General features: G+C 64.4%; 19 protein-coding genes. 10 read left to right on the plus strand and 9 right to left on the minus strand.

The features are described 5' to 3' along the window. Positions 1 to 54: 54 nt before the first annotated feature. The gene (locus M3465_RS10985) at positions 55 to 678 is read right to left on the minus strand and encodes a thiamine phosphate synthase (protein ID WP_249501790.1); all 624 of its coding nucleotides are present in this window, start codon (positions 676 to 678) and stop codon (positions 55 to 57) included. Positions 679 to 821: 143 nt separating this feature from the next. Between M3465_RS10985 and M3465_RS10990 the strand changes: the two genes are divergently transcribed. Genes M3465_RS10990 through M3465_RS11000 form a run of 3 tightly spaced genes read left to right on the plus strand, consistent with a single transcriptional unit; the run spans position 822 to position 4,240 of the window. Continuing rightward, positions 822 to 1,568, plus strand: coding sequence for an RNA methyltransferase (locus tag M3465_RS10990; protein WP_249501791.1), 747 nt, complete (start codon positions 822 to 824; stop codon positions 1,566 to 1,568). A gap of 54 nt (positions 1,569 to 1,622) precedes the next feature. After that, the gene (gene ctaA / locus M3465_RS10995) at positions 1,623 to 2,771 is read left to right on the plus strand and encodes a heme A synthase (RefSeq protein WP_249501792.1); all 1,149 of its coding nucleotides are present in this window, start codon (positions 1,623 to 1,625) and stop codon (positions 2,769 to 2,771) included. After that, on the plus strand, positions 2,768 to 4,240 hold the full coding sequence (locus M3465_RS11000) for a carboxypeptidase M32 (RefSeq protein WP_249501793.1): 1,473 nt from the start codon (positions 2,768 to 2,770) through the stop codon (positions 4,238 to 4,240). Before ctaA ends, M3465_RS11000 begins: the two co-directional genes overlap by 4 nt. 101 nt (positions 4,241 to 4,341) lie before the next feature. Here the strand turns inward: M3465_RS11000 and M3465_RS11005 are convergent, their stop codons facing one another. Further along, positions 4,342 to 4,614, minus strand: coding sequence for an usg protein (locus M3465_RS11005; protein ID WP_249501794.1), 273 nt, complete (start codon positions 4,612 to 4,614; stop codon positions 4,342 to 4,344). 240 nt (positions 4,615 to 4,854) lie between these two features. Here M3465_RS11005 and gyrA point away from each other — a divergent pair, with 240 nt between their 5' ends. After that, positions 4,855 to 7,545: a DNA gyrase subunit A gene (gene gyrA / locus M3465_RS11010; protein WP_249502008.1), complete on the plus strand. Its 2,691-nt coding sequence runs from the start codon at positions 4,855 to 4,857 to the stop codon at positions 7,543 to 7,545. A gap of 418 nt (positions 7,546 to 7,963) precedes the next feature. Here the strand turns inward: gyrA and olsA are convergent, their stop codons facing one another. The 3 genes from olsA to M3465_RS11025 all read right to left on the minus strand — a co-directional run bounded on the left by olsA (position 7,964) and on the right by M3465_RS11025 (position 9,882). Further along, the gene (gene olsA, locus M3465_RS11015; RefSeq protein WP_249501795.1) at positions 7,964 to 8,800 is read right to left on the minus strand and encodes a lyso-ornithine lipid O-acyltransferase; all 837 of its coding nucleotides are present in this window, start codon (positions 8,798 to 8,800) and stop codon (positions 7,964 to 7,966) included. Continuing rightward, a complete protein-coding gene (locus M3465_RS11020; RefSeq protein WP_249501796.1) occupies positions 8,797 to 9,567 on the minus strand; it encodes a GNAT family N-acetyltransferase in 771 nt (256 codons plus the stop codon). Before M3465_RS11020 ends, olsA begins: the two co-directional genes overlap by 4 nt. A 132-nt stretch (positions 9,568 to 9,699) precedes the next feature. Continuing rightward, on the minus strand, positions 9,700 to 9,882 hold the full coding sequence (locus M3465_RS11025) for a DUF3553 domain-containing protein (protein WP_249501797.1): 183 nt from the start codon (positions 9,880 to 9,882) through the stop codon (positions 9,700 to 9,702). A 32-nt stretch (positions 9,883 to 9,914) separates the two neighbouring features. Here M3465_RS11025 and M3465_RS11030 point away from each other — a divergent pair, with 32 nt between their 5' ends. Continuing rightward, entirely contained in the window at positions 9,915 to 10,538 is a 624-nt protein-coding gene (locus tag M3465_RS11030; RefSeq protein ID WP_249501798.1) for a histidine phosphotransferase family protein, read from the plus strand. Here M3465_RS11030 and M3465_RS11035 read toward each other — a convergent pair. The 4 genes from M3465_RS11035 to M3465_RS11050 form a co-directional block, all read right to left on the minus strand. Beyond that, on the minus strand, positions 10,524 to 11,621 hold the full coding sequence (locus M3465_RS11035) for an acetoin utilization protein AcuC (protein WP_249501799.1): 1,098 nt from the start codon (positions 11,619 to 11,621) through the stop codon (positions 10,524 to 10,526). The two genes, M3465_RS11030 and M3465_RS11035, sit on opposite strands and share 15 nt — an antisense overlap. 73 nt (positions 11,622 to 11,694) lie before the next feature. Further along, the gene (locus M3465_RS11040) at positions 11,695 to 13,512 is read right to left on the minus strand and encodes an ABC-F family ATP-binding cassette domain-containing protein (protein ID WP_249501800.1); all 1,818 of its coding nucleotides are present in this window, start codon (positions 13,510 to 13,512) and stop codon (positions 11,695 to 11,697) included. 9 nt (positions 13,513 to 13,521) lie between these two features. Continuing rightward, the gene (locus M3465_RS11045) at positions 13,522 to 14,298 is read right to left on the minus strand and encodes a GNAT family N-acyltransferase (RefSeq protein WP_249501801.1); all 777 of its coding nucleotides are present in this window, start codon (positions 14,296 to 14,298) and stop codon (positions 13,522 to 13,524) included. Beyond that, complete coding sequence (locus tag M3465_RS11050) at positions 14,298 to 14,753, minus strand: outer membrane protein assembly factor BamE (RefSeq protein WP_249501802.1); 456 nt, start codon at positions 14,751 to 14,753, stop codon at positions 14,298 to 14,300. The genes M3465_RS11045 and M3465_RS11050 overlap by 1 nt, the downstream gene beginning before the upstream one ends. An 87-nt stretch (positions 14,754 to 14,840) precedes the next feature. On the opposite strand from M3465_RS11050, the gene M3465_RS11055 reads away from it, so the two are divergent. The 5 genes from M3465_RS11055 (at position 14,841) to ihfA (ending at position 18,270) form a co-directional block, all read left to right on the plus strand. Beyond that, the gene (locus M3465_RS11055; protein WP_249501803.1) at positions 14,841 to 15,401 is read left to right on the plus strand and encodes a YceD family protein; all 561 of its coding nucleotides are present in this window, start codon (positions 14,841 to 14,843) and stop codon (positions 15,399 to 15,401) included. 162 nt (positions 15,402 to 15,563) lie between these two features. After that, complete coding sequence (rpmF, locus tag M3465_RS11060) at positions 15,564 to 15,770, plus strand: 50S ribosomal protein L32 (protein ID WP_249501804.1); 207 nt, start codon at positions 15,564 to 15,566, stop codon at positions 15,768 to 15,770. A gap of 25 nt (positions 15,771 to 15,795) precedes the next feature. Continuing rightward, positions 15,796 to 16,905 (plus strand): phosphate acyltransferase PlsX, encoded by a 1,110-nt coding sequence (gene plsX / locus M3465_RS11065; RefSeq protein WP_249501805.1) that lies wholly within the window; start codon positions 15,796 to 15,798, stop codon positions 16,903 to 16,905. Continuing rightward, positions 16,902 to 17,873 carry a beta-ketoacyl-ACP synthase III gene (locus M3465_RS11070; protein ID WP_249501806.1) on the plus strand — a complete coding sequence of 324 codons (972 nt, stop codon included), beginning with the start codon at positions 16,902 to 16,904 and terminating at the stop codon, positions 17,871 to 17,873. The genes plsX and M3465_RS11070 overlap by 4 nt, the downstream gene beginning before the upstream one ends. 94 nt (positions 17,874 to 17,967) lie before the next feature. After that, entirely contained in the window at positions 17,968 to 18,270 is a 303-nt protein-coding gene (gene ihfA / locus M3465_RS11075) for an integration host factor subunit alpha (RefSeq protein WP_249501807.1), read from the plus strand. The last annotated feature ends 3 nt before the right edge of the window (positions 18,271 to 18,273 follow it).

An 18,273-nucleotide genomic window follows, 5' to 3' on the forward strand; every position in this document is an offset into this window, starting at 1 on the left:
CCGCGCGCCGGGGGCGCGCTCCCCCAGGATATTTTCGGCAAGAAGAAAGAGAGATCAGGCTTTCATCGCGGCGATGAGCCGGGACAGCGCGTGTTCGGGGGCATCCGAGCGCCAGATCTCCTCGCCGATGCCAAAGAAATCGGTGACCGGAGCGAGGGCGCGGATCGTCTCCTCGTCGAGCCCGCCTTCGGCCACCACCGGCACTTCGATCATCTGCGACCACCATTCGAAGAGCTCGGGCCCGGCGCGCGAGCCGTCGCCGAGCGCGGTTTGCCCGGCCGGGCCGAAGCTGATGTAGTCGGCGCCCGCCTCGCCCGCGGTCATGCCGTCATGGCGGGATTGGCCGCAGAACGCGCCGACGATGGCATCGGCGCCCAGTTCCTTGCGCGCCATGCGCACCGAGCGGGACCCATCGGTCAGGTGCACGCCGTCGAGCCCGAGTCGCTGCGCGAGCACCACATGGGTGTCGATCACCAGCGCCACGTCGTAGCGATGCGCCACCTCGCGCACCGCATCGGCGGCGCGCAGGATCAAATCCTCGTCGCGGCTGGCCAGCGACAGGCGGATACAGGCGATCTCGGCGCTGTCCAGAACGCGGGCCAGCGCGCCGGGAAAATGGCTCAGTTCGAGCTCCGGCGGGGTGATGAGATAGAGTTGCGGCTGCTCCGGTGCGGACATCTGGCGCCCCTTTCCTTGATCTGCGCTCCCTATATCGCGATTTCCCGGCGCGGGCCAAGAGCTTGCGCCGCCTTGAATGGCTTGCCCTCGGAGCGGGGGCGCAATAGTCAGGCGCAACGCCAGCAAGCCGGAGCCCCCAAGTGATGCCGAACGATCTGCCGCAGCTCAGTTTCGTGCTGGTGCGCCCGCAAATGGGCGAGAATATCGGCGCAGCGGCGCGGGCGATGTGGAATTTCGGGCTGGACCGGATGCGGCTGGTCACGCCGCGCGACGGCTGGCCGAACCCGAAGGCGGTGGCGATGGCCTCGGGGGCGGGCCGGCTTCTGGACGAGGCGCAGCTGGTGGAGCGGACGGTCGATGCCGTGGCCGATTGCGCCTTTGTCTTTGCCACCACGGCGCGGCCGCGCGGCATGACAAAGCCGGTCGTCACGCCCGAGCGCGCGATGCAGATGGCGCGCGAGAAAATCGGCGCCGGGCAGAAGGTCGCGGTGTTGTTCGGGCCCGAGCGCGCGGGGCTGGAGAACGAGGATATCGCGCTGGCCAATGCGATCATCTCGGTGCCGGTCAATCCCGAATTCGCCTCGCTCAACCTGGCGCAATGCGTCCTTCTGACGGCCTATGAATGGCGCCGGCAAAGCGTGGATGTGCCGGCGGAGAGTGTGGAGATGGCCGGCACCGATTGGGCCTCGGCGATCGAGATGGACCGGCTGGCACAGCACTACGAGGAGAGGCTCGATCAGGCGGGGTTCTTCTTTCCGCCCGACAAGGCGCCGAACATGAAGCGCAACCTGCGCAATATGTGGAGCCGGATGCCGCTCACACGCGCCGATGTGCAGATGCTGCACGGGGTGCTGCGGCAAATGGTGCGCTGGAAAGACCGGTCCGGCTGACTGGACGGGCCGCGCCACCGGGCCTAGCTTCGGGGCGAGTGAACGGAGAGGGGCATGAGCAGCAAACGCAGTATTTTCGAAGAGGTCGAGGCGCGCGACGCGACCCCGCCTGCCCCGCAGGGCGGAATGATCGACAAGGGCCGCGGCGGCGCGCGCGGGGCGATCCGCATCTGGCTGATGGTGCTTTTCGCGCTTGTCGTGGTGATGATCGCCGTGGGGGGGCTGACGCGGCTGACCGATAGCGGGCTGTCGATCACCGAATGGCGCCCGGTGACGGGGGCGATTCCGCCGCTGAACGCGGAGGACTGGCAACGCGAATTCGACCTTTACCGCGCGATCCCCGAATACCAGTTGCAGAACAAAGGCATGAGCCTGCCCGAGTTCCAGTTCATCTATTGGTGGGAATGGGGGCACCGGCAGCTTGGCCGGGTGATCGGGCTGGTCTGGGCGCTCGGGTTCTTCGGCTTCCTGCTGGCGCGCAAGATCCCCGCGGGCTGGACCGGGCGGCTCGTGTTCATCGGCGCGCTTGGCGCGCTGCAGGGGGCGATCGGCTGGTGGATGGTCGCCTCGGGCCTGACGGGGGCAATGCTGGATGTGGCGTCCTACCGGCTGGCCACGCATCTGGGGCTGGCCTTCGTGATCCTTGGCTTCATCGCCTGGTATGTGTTCCTGCTGGGGCGCGAGGAGCGCGATCTCATGCAGGCGCGGCGGGCGCGCGACGGCAAGCTCTTCGGGCTCGGCACGGGGCTGCTGCATTTCTCGTTCCTGCAAATCCTGATCGGCGCCCTGGTGGCGGGGATCGATGCGGGACGCACATACAACGACTGGCCGCTGATGGCCGGCGGTGTGCTGCCGCCCTACCCTTTCGATATCGACCCCCTGTGGCGCAACTTCTTCGAAAACGCGGGGCTTGTGCAGTTCATGCACCGCGTGGCGGGATACCTGCTTTTGGCCTTCGGCATCGTCGTCTGGCTCCGGGCGCGTAAATCGGCCAATGCCGACACGCGGTTCAGGTTCAACGCGGTCTTCGCAATGCTCTGGCTTCAGATGGTGCTGGGGATCGTCACCGTGCTTTACATGGCGCCCTGGCAGATCGCCATCGCGCATCAATTCGGGGCGGTGATCCTCTGGGTGTTGATCCTGCGCGCACGGTTCGCGGCCGGCTACCCGGTCGCGCAATCGGTTCGGGGGGTGCGGGCATGAGCCGAGCGTATGACGCATTGATGGCCCATGCGCGCCAGACCGAAGCACTGGCGCAGATCGCGGGGCGGCTTGGCTGGGATCAGGAAACGGTCATGCCGCGCGGAGCTGCGGCGCAGCGGGGCGAGGAGATGGCGGCGCTGGAAGCGGTGCTGCACGCGCGGCGCACCGATCCGCGTGTCGGAGAATGGCTCGAGGCGGCAGAGCCCGACGGAGCGGAGGCCGAGGCCAATCTGCGCCTCATCCGCCGCAGCCATGACCGGGCGCGCAAGGTGCCGGGCGAGCTTGCCGCCGAGCTTGCGCGCACAACCTCGGTCGCGCAGGGCATTTGGGCCGAGGCGCGGGCGGCGGACGATTTCACCGCCTTCGCGCCGACGCTGGAACGCGTGCTCGATCTCAAGCGGCAGGAAGGTGCGGCACTCGCGAATGGCGGCGATCCGTATGATGCGCTGCTGCAGGATTACGAACCCGGCATGACCGCAGGCGAGCTCGATGCGATGTTCGGCGCCCTGCGCCCGCGCCTTGCGACCTTGCGCGACAGGCTTTTGGAACGGCCGGCTCCGGCGGGACTTCAGGGCCGTTTCGACGAGGCGGCGCAGATGAAGCTGACGCGTCTGATCGCCAGGATTTTCGGCTACGACATGAGCCGGGGCCGCGTGGACAAGGCGGTGCATCCGTTCAGCTCCGGCTCGGGCAACGATGTGCGCATCACCACGCGCACCGATCCGGCCGATCCGTTCAACTGTCTGTATTCGACCATTCACGAGGTCGGCCATGCGGCCTATGAGCAGAATATCGATCCGGCCTATCTGCTGACGCCCTTGGGCGCGGGCGCATCGATGGGTGTGCATGAAAGCCAGAGCCGCATCTACGAGAACCAGCTGGGCCGCTCGCGCGGGTTCACGAATTGGCTCTTCACGCAGATGCAGGAAGCGTTCGGCGATTTCGGCATCGCGGATGCCGAGGCGTTCTATGCCACGGTAAACCGCGTGCATCGCGGCTTCATCCGCACCGAAGCCGACGAGGTGCAATACAATCTGCATGTGCTGATGCGGTTCGATCTGGAGCGCGAGCTCATCGCCGGAACGCTGGACGTCGCCGATCTCGAAGAGGCGTGGAACAGCCGCTTCGAGGCGGATTTCGGCTATCCGGTGGACAGGCCGTCGAACGGCGTGCTGCAGGATGTGCATTGGTCGGTCGGGCTCTTCGGCTATTTCGCGACCTATACGCTCGGCAATGTCTATGCCGGCTGTCTCCATGAGGCGATACGCCGCGCGGTGCCCGAGCTCGATGCGCAGCTGGCGGCAGGCGATCTGTCGGCGGCGACGGGCTGGCTGCGCGACAACGTGCAGCGGCATGGCGGGCTCTATGAGCCGCGCGAGGTGATCGAACGCGCCTGTGGATTCGTCCCGAACGAGGGGCCGCTTCTGGACTATCTCGACGCGAAGTTCGGCGGGATTTACGGTCTTTGATATTCGCTGACCGCCTTGGGCGAGCTTGATCCGAGGCTCCGATCACTCGTCATCACCGGGTCAAGCCCGGTAATGCTGGCGTTTGCGCAAGCGCCGCCAGCTCAATGGAGCGTGAATTCGCCCACCACCTGCCGCCATTCGCCGGGCGCGATCATCTTGCGATGCGTGAATTGCACCGAATGGAGCGGACCCTCGATTTCCGCCTGCCAGAATTCGATGAAGCCGAAGAGCTTCTCGTGATCGGGGGCGATGTCGTAATCCTGCCAGACAAACGTGTTCAACACGTTCTGGTAATCCGGCATCCTGTAGAACAATTGCGCCGTGGTCAGGCCGTAGCCTTTCAGCAGCATTTCCGTCTCGGTCATCTCACTCATGCCAACCTCATGTTTTTCTTGTATTTCCAAGACTGCCATTCTTTTGTGAAATTTCAATAAATACAATTTGTTAGCCATATCTTTCGGTGAGTGCCAAACGCTTGGACACGAATAATCGGGCTATGTGATTGCGGGCTACATGCTGCATCTGATATAGGTTCGGGTAACAAAATATAGGTCCGAAGACAGCAGGTCATCCACGTGAGCGACACGCCAGAAACTCCTGAAAACGCTGAAGATATGCCGCCCGAGCGTCCGCGCTACGATGGCCCGCAAGTGTCCATCGCGGAGGAGATGAAATCCTCCTATCTCGATTATGCCATGAGCGTGATCGTGTCCCGCGCCATTCCCGATTTGCGCGACGGGCTGAAACCCGTGCATCGGCGGATTCTCTACGCGATGCACGAATCGGGCAACAGCCACGACAAGCCCTATCGCAAATCGGCGCGGCCCGTTGGGGACGTGATGGGCAAATACCATCCGCACGGCGACAGCGCGATCTATGACGCGCTTGTGCGCATGGCGCAGGATTTCTCGATGTCGCTGCCGCTTCTGGACGGTCAGGGCAATTTCGGCTCCATGGACGGCGATAACCCGGCGGCGATGCGCTATACCGAAGTGCGCATGGACAAGCCGGCCGCCTATCTGCTGGCGGATATCGACAAGGAAACCGTCGATTTTCAGGACAATTACGACGGCAAGGACCGCGAGCCGACGGTCCTTCCGGCGCGCTTTCCCAACATGCTGGTCAATGGCGCTGGCGGCATCGCCGTCGGCATGGCCACGAATATCCCACCACATAACCTTGGCGAGGTGGTCGATGCCACGCTCGCCTTGATCGAGCAGCCGGATCTCAGCTCCGAACAGTTGATCGACTATATCCCCGGCCCCGATTTTCCCACGGGCGGCATCATGCTGGGCCGTTCGGGCGCGCGCAAAGCCTATCTCGAAGGGCGCGGCTCGGTCATCATTCGCGCCAAGACGCGGGTGGAGGAAATTCGCCGTGACCGCTGGGCCATCGTGATCGACGAGATTCCCTATCAAGTGAACAAATCCACCATGATCGAACGCATTGCCGAGGCCGCACGCGAAAAGCGGATCGAGGGGATCGCCCATGTGCAGGACGAGAGCGACCGCAACGGCGTGCGCGTCGTGGTGGAACTTAAGCGCGATGCGACGGCCGAGGTGGTTCTGAACCAGCTTTTCCGCTTCACCCCGATGCAGACGAGTTTCGGCTGCAACATGCTGGCGCTCAATGGCGGCCGGCCCGAGCAGTTGACGCTGCGCAAGTTCCTGAACGCCTTCATCGATTTCCGCGAGGATGTCGTGGCGCGGCGCACCGCCTACCTGCTCCGCAAGGCGCGCGAGCGCAGCCATATCCTCTGCGGTCTGGCCGTCGCCGTCACCAATATCGACGAGGTGGTGGCGACCATTCGTTCCTCCGCCGACGCCGCCGAGGCGCGCGAGCGGCTGATGACGCGGCGCTGGCCCGCCGCCGATATCCTGCCCTATATCAAGCTGATCGATGATCCGACCCATACCGCGAACGAGGACGGCACCTATAACCTGTCCGAAGCGCAAGCCCGCGCGATCCTTGAACTGCGCCTGCAACGGCTGACGCAGATCGGTGTCAAGGAAGTCACCGACGAGTTGGAAGAACTCGCCGGCAAGATCCGGGAATACCTCGAAATCCTGGGCAGCCGCGACCGGATCATGGGCATCATCGCCGACGAGCTGCGAGAGGTGCGAGAGCTTTTCGCCGTGCCGCGCCGCACCGAGATCGTCGATTGGTCCGGCGATATGGAGGACGAAGACCTCATCGAGCGCGAAGACATGGTCGTGACCGTCACCCAGTCCGGCTATATCAAGCGCACGCCGCTGGCCGATTTCCGCGCCCAGAAGCGCGGCGGCAAGGGGCTGTCGGGGATGTCGACCAAGGATGACGACGTTGTCACGACGCTTTTCGTCGCCAACACGCACACGCAGCTTTTGTTCTTCACCACCGAAGGCATGGTCTACAAGCTCAAGACTTGGCGTCTGCCGCAGGGCGGGCGCACGGCCAAGGGCAAGGCCATCGTCAACATCCTGCCGATCCCGACCGGCGTGTCCATCGCGGCAATCATGCCGGTCGATCGGGACGAGAAGGATTGGGCCGATCTTCAGATCGTCTTCGCCACCAGCGCGGGCGACGTGCGGCGCAATGCGCTGTCGGATTTCACCAACGTGATGCGCAACGGCAAGATCGCGATGGACCTGCCCGAGGGCGTGGAACTGGTGAACGCGCGCATCGCCTCCGAGGAGGACGACGTGATGCTAGTGACGGATTCAGGCCGTGCAATTCGCTTCCCCACAACGGCGGTCCGGGTTTTCAAGGGCCGCAAATCCACCGGCGTGCGGGGCATCCGGCTCAACAATGGCGACCGCGTGGTCAGCATGTCGATCATCAGGCACACCGACTACACGCCCGAGCAACGCGCAGCCTATCTCAAGATGCGCCGCCTGATGGCCGGCATCGCGGAGGATGACGCCGGGGACGAGGACGCCGTGGCCGATCCAAATTTCTCCACCGAACTTTACGCCGAGATGTCGGCGGCCGAGAACCTGATCCTGACGATCACCGCAAAGGGCGCGGGCAAGCTGTCCTCCAGCCATGACTACCCCGTGCGCGGGCGCGGCGGTCAGGGCGTGCAGGCCATCGACAAAGGCTTGCGCAGCGGCGCGATCGTCGCATCCTTCCCCGTCGAGATGGATGACCAGATCATGCTCGCAACATCGAACGGTCAATCAATTCGCGTACCGGTTGATGGAATCTCGTTCCGCTCCCGCAGCGCGGGCGGAGTTCGGGTGTTCAACACCGGAAAAGGCGAAGAAGTTGTCTCTGTCGCGTGGATTGCAGACCAAGGCGGCGAGAACGAAATCGAAGAGCCGTGACAATGAGCCGACCGCGCTAACCTGTTGATCCGAAGGCGGTTATCCACAGTGACATTCGGGTGACAAAACCTTCGTTCTTCCGAATATGTGCTTCCGTTTGCAGTTGACACAAATTCGGTCAGCGAATTCACGCCATTTTCACACCCGATTCGGCGCCGAATCGCTTATCAAGGTAATGCGCTTACCCGGCGTAATGTGCAGAAAGGCGGTAAAAGGACGAACCACGCAGCACTTGCAACCGAAGTTATTGTCTCTCCCGGTCGGTTGCTGCGACGATATTACCCAGGTCGAAAGCGTGGTCGTATTTGTTGAAGCTATTTTTAAGCAGACCTTTTCAATTCGCGTCGGCGGCGATCCTCATCCGTTGTCGGAGCACCTTTTCAGCACCAGAGCCCGATCGCCCACCTCGCGGTCGGGCTTATTCGGCGACCGATGCTCGGCTTCCATGTGCCGCGCGAACTTGTGTTTCGACATGGCGGGCCAGCGCCTTTCGGTTCGAAAACTCGCGCACCCGCACAGGTTCGTGATAGGTCAAGCGAACCGCACCCTGTCGCTTCTGGGCGAGCACCTTGAGCAGATGAGGACTGAATGCCATATCTCCCCACCATGCATAAAACCGTGGGTCCGAGGCTGCGGGTGTGTCATATGACACAGTCACGGCCTGTATCTTGAAATCCTGCCCCAATCCGCCCGAAAGGAACGCCTCGAATAGCGTCGGTTTGAACGGCAGAACGCGCAGCCCGTCGCTCGACGTGCCTTCGGGAAAGAAAAGCAGCCTGTGACCCTGTGTCAAACGGTCCTCGAAAAGCCGCGCCTGCGCGCGCGCCTCGCGCCTGTCGCGCGCGATGAAGACGGTTCCCGTCGCGCGGGCAAGCCAGCCGATAAACGGCCAATGCGCGACCTCGGATTTCGAGACGAAATAGACGTTCTCGCGCGCGTTGAGCGCGAAGATATCGAGCCACGACGCATGGTTGGCCACCACCGCCCCCGGCCCCGTCATGCGCTGGCCTTCCATACGAAGCGGAAGACGCAGGATCACGAAGGTCAGGCGACAGACGGCTTGCGTGATATAGGGTGTGATCGGTCGCCTCATTCCAAAGAGAGGGCGCTCCACCAAACGCAGCACGAGCATCAGCGTGAGCCCTGCGATCAGAACGACGCCCAGGGCGCCACCGCGCCACGCAACGCGCAACCAGCCGCCAGCCGAGATGCGCCCGACCTCGGGCGGCCCATCGCCGTGCCAGGTCGGCGTCACGCCCCGGCGCGCAACCGGCGCGCGACCGCATTCGGCTGAAGGCGGTTCACCGGCAGGATGAGGCACAGATCGGTCGTGTTGAACGCATGGTCGGGATAGACCCCCTGCCCGATCATGCCGCCGAGCTTAAGATAGGATTTGATGAGAGGCGGCACCTCGCGCATCGCCGCCTTGGAGTCGATCTGCTCGAGAGCAAGGAGCGGCAGGCAATCGGGCGCAAGGGTCCGCACACGAAGCGGTTCGGGCGCAAGATGAAGGTTGTGCAGATGCGAGAGCGCATTCTGCAAGCGCGCCAGATCCGTGCCATGAAAGCTGGCCACGCCGAACAGCGTCTCGATGCCGCGCGCCTCGACATAGCGCGCGAGACCCTGCCAGAGCTTCATCAAGGCTCCGCTGCCGCGATAGGCCGGGTGCAGACAGGATCGTCCCAGCTCCCCCAATGCTCCGCCGTTCCGCATCAGCGGTTCGAGATCGAATTCCGAGGCCGAATAGAACCCTCCGGCCGTCACCGCCTGCTCTCGTGTCATCAGACGGTAGACGCCCACGACGCCATCTGTATCGTCGCCCCTGCGGGCCGGATCGCGCAGGAGAAGGTGATCGGCATGTGCATCGAAACGGTCGGTCTCAAGTCCGGCCGCGGCATCCACGCCCGGCCCGGCACCGCCCAATTCCTCCACGAAGACGCGATAGCGCAGCCGCTGCGCCGCGCGGATATCGTCTTGGCTATGGGCCAGCGTCAGTTCGAGATCCAGAGGAGCATGCAGCATGGAAACGGTCGCAATCTTCAGATCTCGGGTTATGTAAGCTTTGACGCGCAGACGCGCAATAACGTCGCCCTGATCGGAAAACAGCCTAAATCGTCACGAAGTTAAGCCTTCATCAACCTTTGGCTGTGATGTTCAGTCATCGAATACAGGAAGGAGACCGATGCGCGACCCGTCGATCACGACCTTGCCGGCCTCGCGGAAATTCACCGTGATGCGGCCGCCGATATTGGACTGCACCTGCCCGATCCCCCATTCGGGACAGTCCGGATGCCGCACCAGCGATCCGGGTTCCAGCACACCATTCAGATCGGACATTCCCTGCCTCCCACGACAGATTGGAGGATTTCGTGCAGCATGACAAGGCGTCACTCGCCGCGCTCATCGGATCGCGGATTTGTCACGACCTGATCAGTCCCATCGGCGCGATCTCGAACGGGCTGGAGCTCGTCGCGATGACGACGCCCGATCCGGCCAGCCCCGAAATGTCGCTCATTCAGCAAAGCTGCGACAACGCGGCGGCGCGCATCCGGTTCTTCCGCATCGCGTTCGGCAGCGGCGGCGATAGGCAGCCCGTCGAAAGCGCCGAGGCGGCGCGCACTTTGGCCGATCATTACGCCGGAACGCGCATCGCGCCCGAATGGCGGATGAGCAGCGACGTTGCACGCGGGACGGTTCAACTGGCCTACCTGGCCGCGCTCTGCCTCGAAGCGGCGCTTCCCCAGGGGGGAAATATCGCCCTTTCGATCGAAGAGAATATGCTCGTCGCGCAGGCCCAGGGCATGACGGTCCGTCTGGACGAGGATCTGTGGTCGATGCTGCAAGAGGGTGCACCGCATGCGCCGCGCGATTTGCGCCCCGCCCATGTCCAGTTCGCCCTTCTGGCCCAACTTTGCGCGGATGCCGGGATCGTTCCCGATCTTCGCCACGCCGCGCAAACCGCCGAGGTTCGACTCCCGCTAGGACAAGCTTGAACGCATCGTGCAGACCTTTGCGACGTGACGGACCTCTTCCGAGATTGGCCCCGGCCGCGGGGGATCAAGCAAAGTGGTGAGCATGGCCTCCGACGGTTGCGCCTTGCGCGCCCATCGAAGGCCGCGCAAAATGACTTCGGCCTCGGGTGGCAAACGCTCCGGTATCTCCCGCCCGGCCAGCACGGCCCAGGCACAGGCCCAGGCGCGCCCAACGGACCAGGGGTTGTAGCCGCCGCCGCCCGATACGATCAGGCGCGGCGACATTTGGCGCAATGCCGTGATCGCGCGTATATGACATCGGTTCGACAGCGCGAGCCGCGATAGCGGATCTTCGGACACGGCGTCCGCGCCGCATTGCAGGTAGATCGCCTCCGGTGCATGCGCTTCGACGGCAGGCAGGATCACCTCTTCAAGCAGCAGGTCGAATTCGCTGTCATTGAAGCCGCGCGGCACGGGCAGGTTGATCGCCGCGCCGCCCGCATCCTCTCCAAGCGCGCCGGTGAACGGCCAGCGTCGCGCCTCGTGCACCGAGATCATGCGCACCGCGCGCGAGCCGCGAAACGCCACCTCCACCCCGTCGCAGTGATGTGCATCGATATCGACATAGGCGACGCGGCGCAGGCCCATTTCCAACAGATGCCGGATGGTCAGAACCGGCTCGTTGATATAGCAAAACCCGTTCGCCCGATCGGGCAACCCGTGATGCGTGCCGCCGCCGGGGTTGTATGCGACGCCGCCATGACGCACCCATTCCGCCGCCAGGAACCCGCCGCCGGCAGCCGTCGCCGGGCGGCGATACACCTCCGGAAAAACCGGGTTGGACAGGCTGCCGAGATCAAAGCGCGGATTGGCGCGCTGCGTCGCCTCCGCCTCGATGAGCGCGGCAATATACGCCTCGGTATGAAAGGCGCGGAGCGCGGCGGGCTTGGCGCAGGGGCTCGTGCGGTAGCGTTCGGCCGGCAACCAGCCAAGCGCCCGGCAGAGATCCGTGACCGTCGGAACACGCGGGATCGAGAGCGGATGACGCGGACCGTAGCTCGATCCACGGTAGATGCGCGCGCCGATGAAGATGGGATCGTTCATGGCAGAGCAGCCACGGCAGGTCCGGGCGGGCAAAACGCGATGTCGCGTTTTATCACATCCTTGCAAGGATGTGTCACCCGGCTTCGGCCTTTTCCGACAGATCGAGCCACAGATCCTCCGCCTCGGACAGCGCCGTTTGCCGTTCGGCCAGCGCCTCGGACGCCTTGCGGAATTTCATTGGCTCGCGTGTGAAGAGATCGGGATCGGCCAGCAGCGTTTCGAGCTTGGCGATCTCGGCCGTCAGCCGATCGATCTCGGCCGGGAGTTCCTCGAGCCGGTGCTTTTCGGTGAAACTGAGCCCCGATTTCGGTTTCGCCGCCGGGGCGGATGGCTTGGCTGGTTTGGCTGCGGGTTTCGCTTCCGCCACGGGGGCCGGCCCATCTTCGCCGCGCTGCGCGCGATAATCGCTCCAGCCGCCGGCATAGACGATGGCGCGCCCCTGCCCCTCCATCGCAACCGTGGTGGTCGCGACGCGGTCGAGGAAATCGCGGTCATGGCTGATCAGCAGCACCGTGCCGTCATACTCGCCCAGCAGATCCTGCAGAAGATCGAGCGTTTCGACATCGAGATCGTTGGTCGGTTCGTCCAGTACCAGAAGGTTCGATTCCCGCGCCATGATCTTGGCAAGCAAGAGCCGCGCCTTTTCACCGCCCGATAGCGAGCGCACGGGCGCGCGGGCCTGCGCCTCATCGAACAGAAATTCCTTGAGGTAGCCGACCACATGCTTCGGTGCGCCGCGCACCATGATCTGATCGGCCTTGCCGGACACGCGCATTTCGGGATCGCCGGTGAGGTTCTCCCACAAGCTGAGATCGCCATCGAGCCGGGCGCGGGTCTGATCGAACACCGCAGGCACCAGGTTGGTGCCCAGCTTCACCGTTCCGGCATCCGGCTCGATCTCGCCCATCAGGATGCGGATCACCGTCGTCTTGCCGACGCCATTCGGGCCGACGAAGGCGACCCGGTCGCCGCGCTGTACGGTGAGCGAGAAATCACGCAGGATCACCGTGTCGCCGAAGCGCTTGGCCAGCCCCTTGGCCTCGATCACCTTGCGCCCGGATTTCGGCCCCGATGCCAGCGCCATCGCCGCCGTGTCGGGCCGTGCGATCATCGCCGCACGCTCGCTGCGCAGATCCTGCAAGGCGCGCACACGGCCCATGTTGCGCTTGCGCCGCGCGCTGATGCCTTCGACCGCCCATCTGGCCTCGGCCTTGATCTTGCGGTTCAGCTTGTGGCGCTGCTGGTCCTCCTCCTCCCAGACCCGGTCACGCCAGGCTTCGAAGGCGTCGAACCCCTTTTCCTGCCGCCGCACCTGCCCCCGGTCGATCCAGAGCGTCGCGCGGGTCAGTTCGGACAGGAAACGCCGGTCGTGGCTGATCAGCACGAAGGCTTTGCGGGTGCGCTTGAGTTCGTCCTCCAGCCAGCCGATCGCCTCGATATCAAGATGGTTCGTCGGCTCGTCCAGCAGCATGAGTTCGGGATCCTGTGCCATCAGGCGGGCCAGCGCCGCGCGGCGCCGCTCGCCGCCAGAGGCGGTGCCGACCGGGCGCGCAGGGTCGAATTTCAGCCCTTCGCCGGCGCGTTCGACCTTGTAGAACTCCGCAGGGTCCAGCCCGTGCATTGCGTAATCGCCCAGCGTCTCGAAGGAAAACAGGTCGGGATCCTGCTCCATATAGCCGGTGCTGGCGCCCTGCGGCACGATGCGCTCGCCGCTGTCGGGCTCGACCAGCCCGGCCATCACCTTCATCAGCGTCGATTTTCCCGACCCGTTCCGCCCCACCAGCGCCACGCGGTCGCCCGGTTGCACCACGAGGTTCAGACCGTCGAACACCGGATCTCCGCCGAAGGTGAGCGAGATGTCGTTGAGTTGCAAAAGAGGGATCACAGCCATGATGTGGCGCTACGGCGCGGCGTTTGCAAGGTCAAGGGGGCGGGCCATCTGCGCCAGCGCGCGCACGCGGGCCTTGCGCCGGGGCGGGATGGCATTGATGTTCAGCGCGGTGAAGATGTGCAGCCGGTCGAGATCCGTGTCGCGCACGGCATGATCGCCGACCCATCCGCCCAGGTTGAGATAGCTCCGCATGAGGCGCGGAAGCCCGGCGGGATCGGCCGCGGCCCTGGGAAGTTCCACCGCGTCCGCTGACTTGCGGCGCGGGCGTAACCCCGCAGGCCCCAAACGGTGTGCGCCAAGCCAGGCAAGCGCGGCGGCGTGACGTTGCGGGTCCGCGCCGGGAAAGGAGCTGCAACCGAAGATCATCCGCACGCCCGCTTGCTCCGCCGCCGCGCCGATTGCTGCCCAGCCGAGCCGCAGCGCGTCCGGTCCGGCGGTGCCCGATTGGCAAAAACGCCCCAGTTCGAGGAACGGGCCGCGCGCGGCCATCAGGGGAGCCAGATCGTAGTCCTGTCCGGTATAACAGGCCGGCAACTCCGCCGGTGTCTCTATGAGTGTCAACCGGAAGGCCAGCACCGCCGCGCCGCCGGGGCTTTCGACCAGCCCGTGCAGGCACTGATCGTCATGGGCATCGCGATCCATCGCCCCCGCGCGGAATGCGGCAGAACGCAGCTTAAGCGCGGTGCGCGCGAGCCCCGGCGCCGAGCCGATCCGCGCGCGATAGCCCGCCAGCGCGAGCGAGACCGCCGGAGCGCGCCGCGCAAGCGCCGGGCAAGCCAGGGTCATCAGTTGAGGAAATCCGCCGCGTTCAGACCGCCGATATTGCCGAACAGCTTGCGGATGAAGCCGATATCGCCGTCGCCCGACCGGGTGATACGGCGCGTCAGAGGCACCACGCGGCCATCGCGCAGCCCGTAGCGTTCGATATTCTGAACCACGCCCGCACCATCGAAGGTGATCGCGAGAACCTCCCGGTTCACCACTTCAGGGCGCTGCCACGCGAAATGGCGCACATCGCTTTCGACATAATAGAAGCCCGAATCCTTCAGCGTGCCGGAGGTCGACGGCACGCCGATCATGTCCTCGACCGTCGCCCGTGTATCGACGCCGGGCACGATCTGTTGCAAATCGGCATCCGAGGGCACATATCCGTGCGAGCGGATACGCTCGGAACAGCCCGCAAGCGCGACGAGCGCAAGCGCTGCCACCCCGATCCTCAGCGTCGATCCGAAACCCTGCATGGCGCCTCTCTTGCGTTGGCGTTCTCTGCCTTTTATCCCGATTACACGGCCTTTGGCCGGCGTTCAAGCAAAGGGTTCGTTTCATCCATGTCCCAGCAAACCCCGAAATCGGCCGAGTTCCGCGTCAGCGCGCTATCCACCCGGCAACCGACCGCCTTCGATCTCGACCCGAGCCCCGAGGAGCGGCAGGCCATCGCCGAAGAGCTTGGCATCTCCGCGCTGAAGAAGTTGCGGTTTCAGGGGCAGATCGCCGCCGATGGCGCGCGCGGCTGGCTGCTGACCGCGCAGCTTGGCGCGACGGTCGTTCAGCCCTGTGTCGTCACGCTGGCCCTGGTGACCACGCGGCTCGACGAAGACGTGCGGCGTAGTTTCGTGCCGCCCGAGCAGATCGCCGAGCCGGAGGACGGATCGGAGACCGAGATGCCCGAGGACACGACGCTGGAACCTTTGGGCCGCAGCATCTCCGTCTGGGCGGTGATGATGGAATCGCTCTCGCTCGCCCTGCCCGATTATCCCCGCGCTCCCGATGCCGAGCTTGGCGAAGCGGTCTTTGCCGAAGAGGGCGTGGCGCCGATGCGCGACGAGGAGACCAAACCCTTTTCCGGCCTTGCCGCGCTGCGCGAAAAGCTCGATAAGAACGGCGGCTGAAAGGCAGCAGAAAAGGCTTGCGCATTTCGCGTTTGCCCCTATGTTCGCGCCTTCATCTGAGGTGGGGTTGCACCCCGGCACGGTTTCCCCGTATGAGGCGGACACACCCTGAAACGCGGCATGGCGCACATGCCAGTGATTATAGACAATTGAGGTTGAGACATGGCTGTCCAACAGAACAAAGTATCCAAGTCGCGTCGTAACAACCGCCGCGCACATGACGCCCTGAGCGCCGCGAATCCGAACGAATGTTCGAACTGCGGTGAACTCAAGCGCCCGCATCACGTCTGCCCGTCCTGCGGCCATTACGCCGATCGCGAAGTGATCGCGCAGGCCGACGAAATCGACCTGGACGAAGACGCGGCATAAGCGACGATAAGGCGTATCCCTCCGCATGACCTCCTCGCAGGATCATAACCAGGTGGGTGATGCGCCGATCATGCTATCGATCGACGCGATGGGCGGCGATCTGGGGCCGGCGGCTGTTGTCGCCGGCATGGCGCTGTCTGCGAAGGCACATTCCGAAATCCGCTTTCTGGTCCACGGGCCGGAGGCGGAATTGTCGCGTCTGATCGCGCGGCGCGATACGCTGTCGGGCCGCTGCACCATTCGCGATGTCGAAGGCGTCGTGTCGATGGAAGACAAGCCGGCGCAGGTGCTGCGCAACGGGCAAGGCACCTCCATGTGGTCCGCCATCGACGCCGTGCGCGATGGCGAAGCGACGGTCGCGGTGTCCTGCGGCAACACCGGCGCGCTGATGGCGCTGTCGACGATCCGGCTGCGCAAGCTGCCCGGCGTCAATCGCCCTGCCATCGCGATTCTCTGGCCCTCGCGCAATCCGCAGGGCTTTAACGTCATGCTGGATGTCGGGGCCGATATCCGCGCCGATGCCCGCGATCTTTTGCAATACGCGCTGATGGGCGTGTCCTATGCCCGCAACGGGCTCGATCTGATGCGCCCGCGCGTCGGCTTGCTCAATGTCGGGACCGAGGAACACAAGGGCCGCGCCGAGCTCAAGGAAGCGCATGAGCTAATCGGCAAGGCGGCCGACCGAGCAGAGTTCGATTTCGTCGGTTTCCTCGAGGGCGGCGATCTGCCCGGTTCGGTCTGCGACGTGATCGTCACCGACGGTTTTACCGGCAATGTCGCGCTGAAAACCGGCGAAGGCACGGCCCAGATGATCGGGGAGCGGCTGCGCGAGGCCTTCGGGCATTCGATCCTGTCGCGCCTCGGCTCGGTCGTGGCCCTGCCCTCGCTGCGCCGCTTCCAGCGCCGGATCGATCCGCGGCGCAAGAATGGCGGTGTCTTTCTCGGGCTCAATGGCACGGTCGTCAAATCGCACGGATCGGCGGATGAAACCGGCGTATCGGCCGCCATAGAACTGGCGCTGCAACTGGCGCAGACCGGGTTTTCCGAACGGCTCGCCGCACGTCTGGAATCGATCACCGACATCACCGCCGACGCCATCGCGGAAGCGGATCCCGGCGAGGAGGGCCAGGCATGACCATGCGCGCAACCGTCACTGGGGTCGGTCATTACCTGCCCGAACGGATCATCCCGAACTCCGAGTTCGAAACCTCGCTCGATACGTCGGACGAATGGATCCGCTCCCGCTCGGGCATCGAGCGGCGGCATTTCGCGGCCGAGGACGAAACCACCTCGGATCTGGCGACCCATGCCGCCCGGCGTGCGCTTGAGAACGCGGGACTCGCGGCAAATGATCTCGATGCGATCATACTCGCGACCTCCACCCCCGATCTGACCTTCCCGTCGGCGGCCACGATGGTGCAATCGGCACTCGGCATGACACGCGGCTTTGCCTTCGACGTGCAGGCGGTCTGCGCCGGTTTCATCTATGCGATGAGCACCGCCAACGCGATGATCCTGTCCGGACAGGCCCGGCGGATCATGGTGATCGGGGCCGAAACCTTCAGCCGCATCATGGACTGGACCGACCGCAGCACCTGCGTTCTCTTCGGCGATGGCGCCGGCGCGGTCATCCTTGAAGCGCAGGACGGGCACGGCGACAAGGCCGATCGCGGCATCCTGTCGGTCGATCTTCATTCGGACGGCCAGCACCGCGATATCCTCTATGTCGATGGCGGCGTGAGCACGCAAAGCACCGGGCATCTGCGGATGCAGGGCAAGGAAGTGTTCCGCCACGCGGTCGAAAAGCTCGCCAAGACGGCAACGAGCGCGATGGACAAGGCCGGCATATCGCCCGATGAGGTGGATTGGATCGTGCCGCATCAGGCCAATATCCGCATCATCCAGGGCACCGCGCGCAAGCTCGGCCTGCCGATGGAACGCGTGGTCGTGACCGTTCAGGATCACGGCAACACCTCGGCGGCCTCGATACCACTGGCGCTGTCGGTCGGGGTGGAAAACGGCCAGATCCGCAAGGGCGATGTCATCGTGACCGAGGCCATCGGCGGCGGGCTGGCCTGGGGCGCCATCGTCCTGCGCTGGTAGGCGGGAAACCCCGTAAATCGCGGGCTCCAAGCCGTTGATATTGACTCGGAAAATCGCACGCCCCATGCTATCGCAAACGAACGGGGGGTGCCGCATGGGGCAAAATACACTGACTCGCATGGATCTCAGCGAAGCGGTCTTTCGGGAAGTGGGCCTGTCGCGCAATGAAAGCGCGGAGCTTGTGGAAAGCGTGCTGAACTACATGTCCGACGCGCTCGTCGCCGGGGAGCAGGTGAAGATCTCGTCTTTCGGCACCTTCTCCACCCGCGACAAGGCGGCGCGTGTCGGCCGCAATCCCAAGACCGGGGAGGAAGTGCCGATCAATCCGCGCCGGGTGCTGACCTTCCGGCCCTCGCATCTGATGAAAGACCGGGTTGCCGCAGGCAACAAGAGGTAGCCC

The organism is Marivita sp. GX14005, assembly GCF_023370775.1.
In the GTDB taxonomy this organism is placed as follows: Bacteria; Pseudomonadota; Alphaproteobacteria; order Rhodobacterales; family Rhodobacteraceae; genus Marivita.

What these genes read in the sequence shown, in the direction of transcription:
- M3465_RS10985 (WP_249501790.1), bottom strand. Translation starts at nt 678, where the DNA reads ATGTCCGCACCGGAGCAGCCGCAACTCTATCTCATCACCCCGCCGGAG.
- M3465_RS10990 (WP_249501791.1), top strand. Translation starts at nt 822, where the DNA reads ATGCCGAACGATCTGCCGCAGCTCAGTTTCGTGCTGGTGCGCCCGCAA.
- ctaA (WP_249501792.1), top strand. Translation starts at nt 1,623, where the DNA reads ATGAGCAGCAAACGCAGTATTTTCGAAGAGGTCGAGGCGCGCGACGCG.
- M3465_RS11000 (WP_249501793.1), top strand. Translation starts at nt 2,768, where the DNA reads ATGAGCCGAGCGTATGACGCATTGATGGCCCATGCGCGCCAGACCGAA.
- M3465_RS11005 (WP_249501794.1), bottom strand. Translation starts at nt 4,614, where the DNA reads ATGAGTGAGATGACCGAGACGGAAATGCTGCTGAAAGGCTACGGCCTG.
- gyrA (WP_249502008.1), top strand. Translation starts at nt 4,855, where the DNA reads ATGCCGCCCGAGCGTCCGCGCTACGATGGCCCGCAAGTGTCCATCGCG.
- M3465_RS11020 (WP_249501796.1), bottom strand. Translation starts at nt 9,567, where the DNA reads ATGCTGCATGCTCCTCTGGATCTCGAACTGACGCTGGCCCATAGCCAA.
- M3465_RS11025 (WP_249501797.1), bottom strand. Translation starts at nt 9,882, where the DNA reads ATGTCCGATCTGAATGGTGTGCTGGAACCCGGATCGCTGGTGCGGCAT.
- M3465_RS11035 (WP_249501799.1), bottom strand. Translation starts at nt 11,621, where the DNA reads ATGAACGATCCCATCTTCATCGGCGCGCGCATCTACCGTGGATCGAGC.
- M3465_RS11040 (WP_249501800.1), bottom strand. Translation starts at nt 13,512, where the DNA reads ATGGCTGTGATCCCTCTTTTGCAACTCAACGACATCTCGCTCACCTTC.
- M3465_RS11045 (WP_249501801.1), bottom strand. Translation starts at nt 14,298, where the DNA reads ATGACCCTGGCTTGCCCGGCGCTTGCGCGGCGCGCTCCGGCGGTCTCG.
- M3465_RS11050 (WP_249501802.1), bottom strand. Translation starts at nt 14,753, where the DNA reads ATGCAGGGTTTCGGATCGACGCTGAGGATCGGGGTGGCAGCGCTTGCG.
- M3465_RS11055 (WP_249501803.1), top strand. Translation starts at nt 14,841, where the DNA reads ATGTCCCAGCAAACCCCGAAATCGGCCGAGTTCCGCGTCAGCGCGCTA.
- rpmF (WP_249501804.1), top strand. Translation starts at nt 15,564, where the DNA reads ATGGCTGTCCAACAGAACAAAGTATCCAAGTCGCGTCGTAACAACCGC.
- plsX (WP_249501805.1), top strand. Translation starts at nt 15,796, where the DNA reads ATGACCTCCTCGCAGGATCATAACCAGGTGGGTGATGCGCCGATCATG.
- M3465_RS11070 (WP_249501806.1), top strand. Translation starts at nt 16,902, where the DNA reads ATGACCATGCGCGCAACCGTCACTGGGGTCGGTCATTACCTGCCCGAA.
- ihfA (WP_249501807.1), top strand. Translation starts at nt 17,968, where the DNA reads ATGGGGCAAAATACACTGACTCGCATGGATCTCAGCGAAGCGGTCTTT.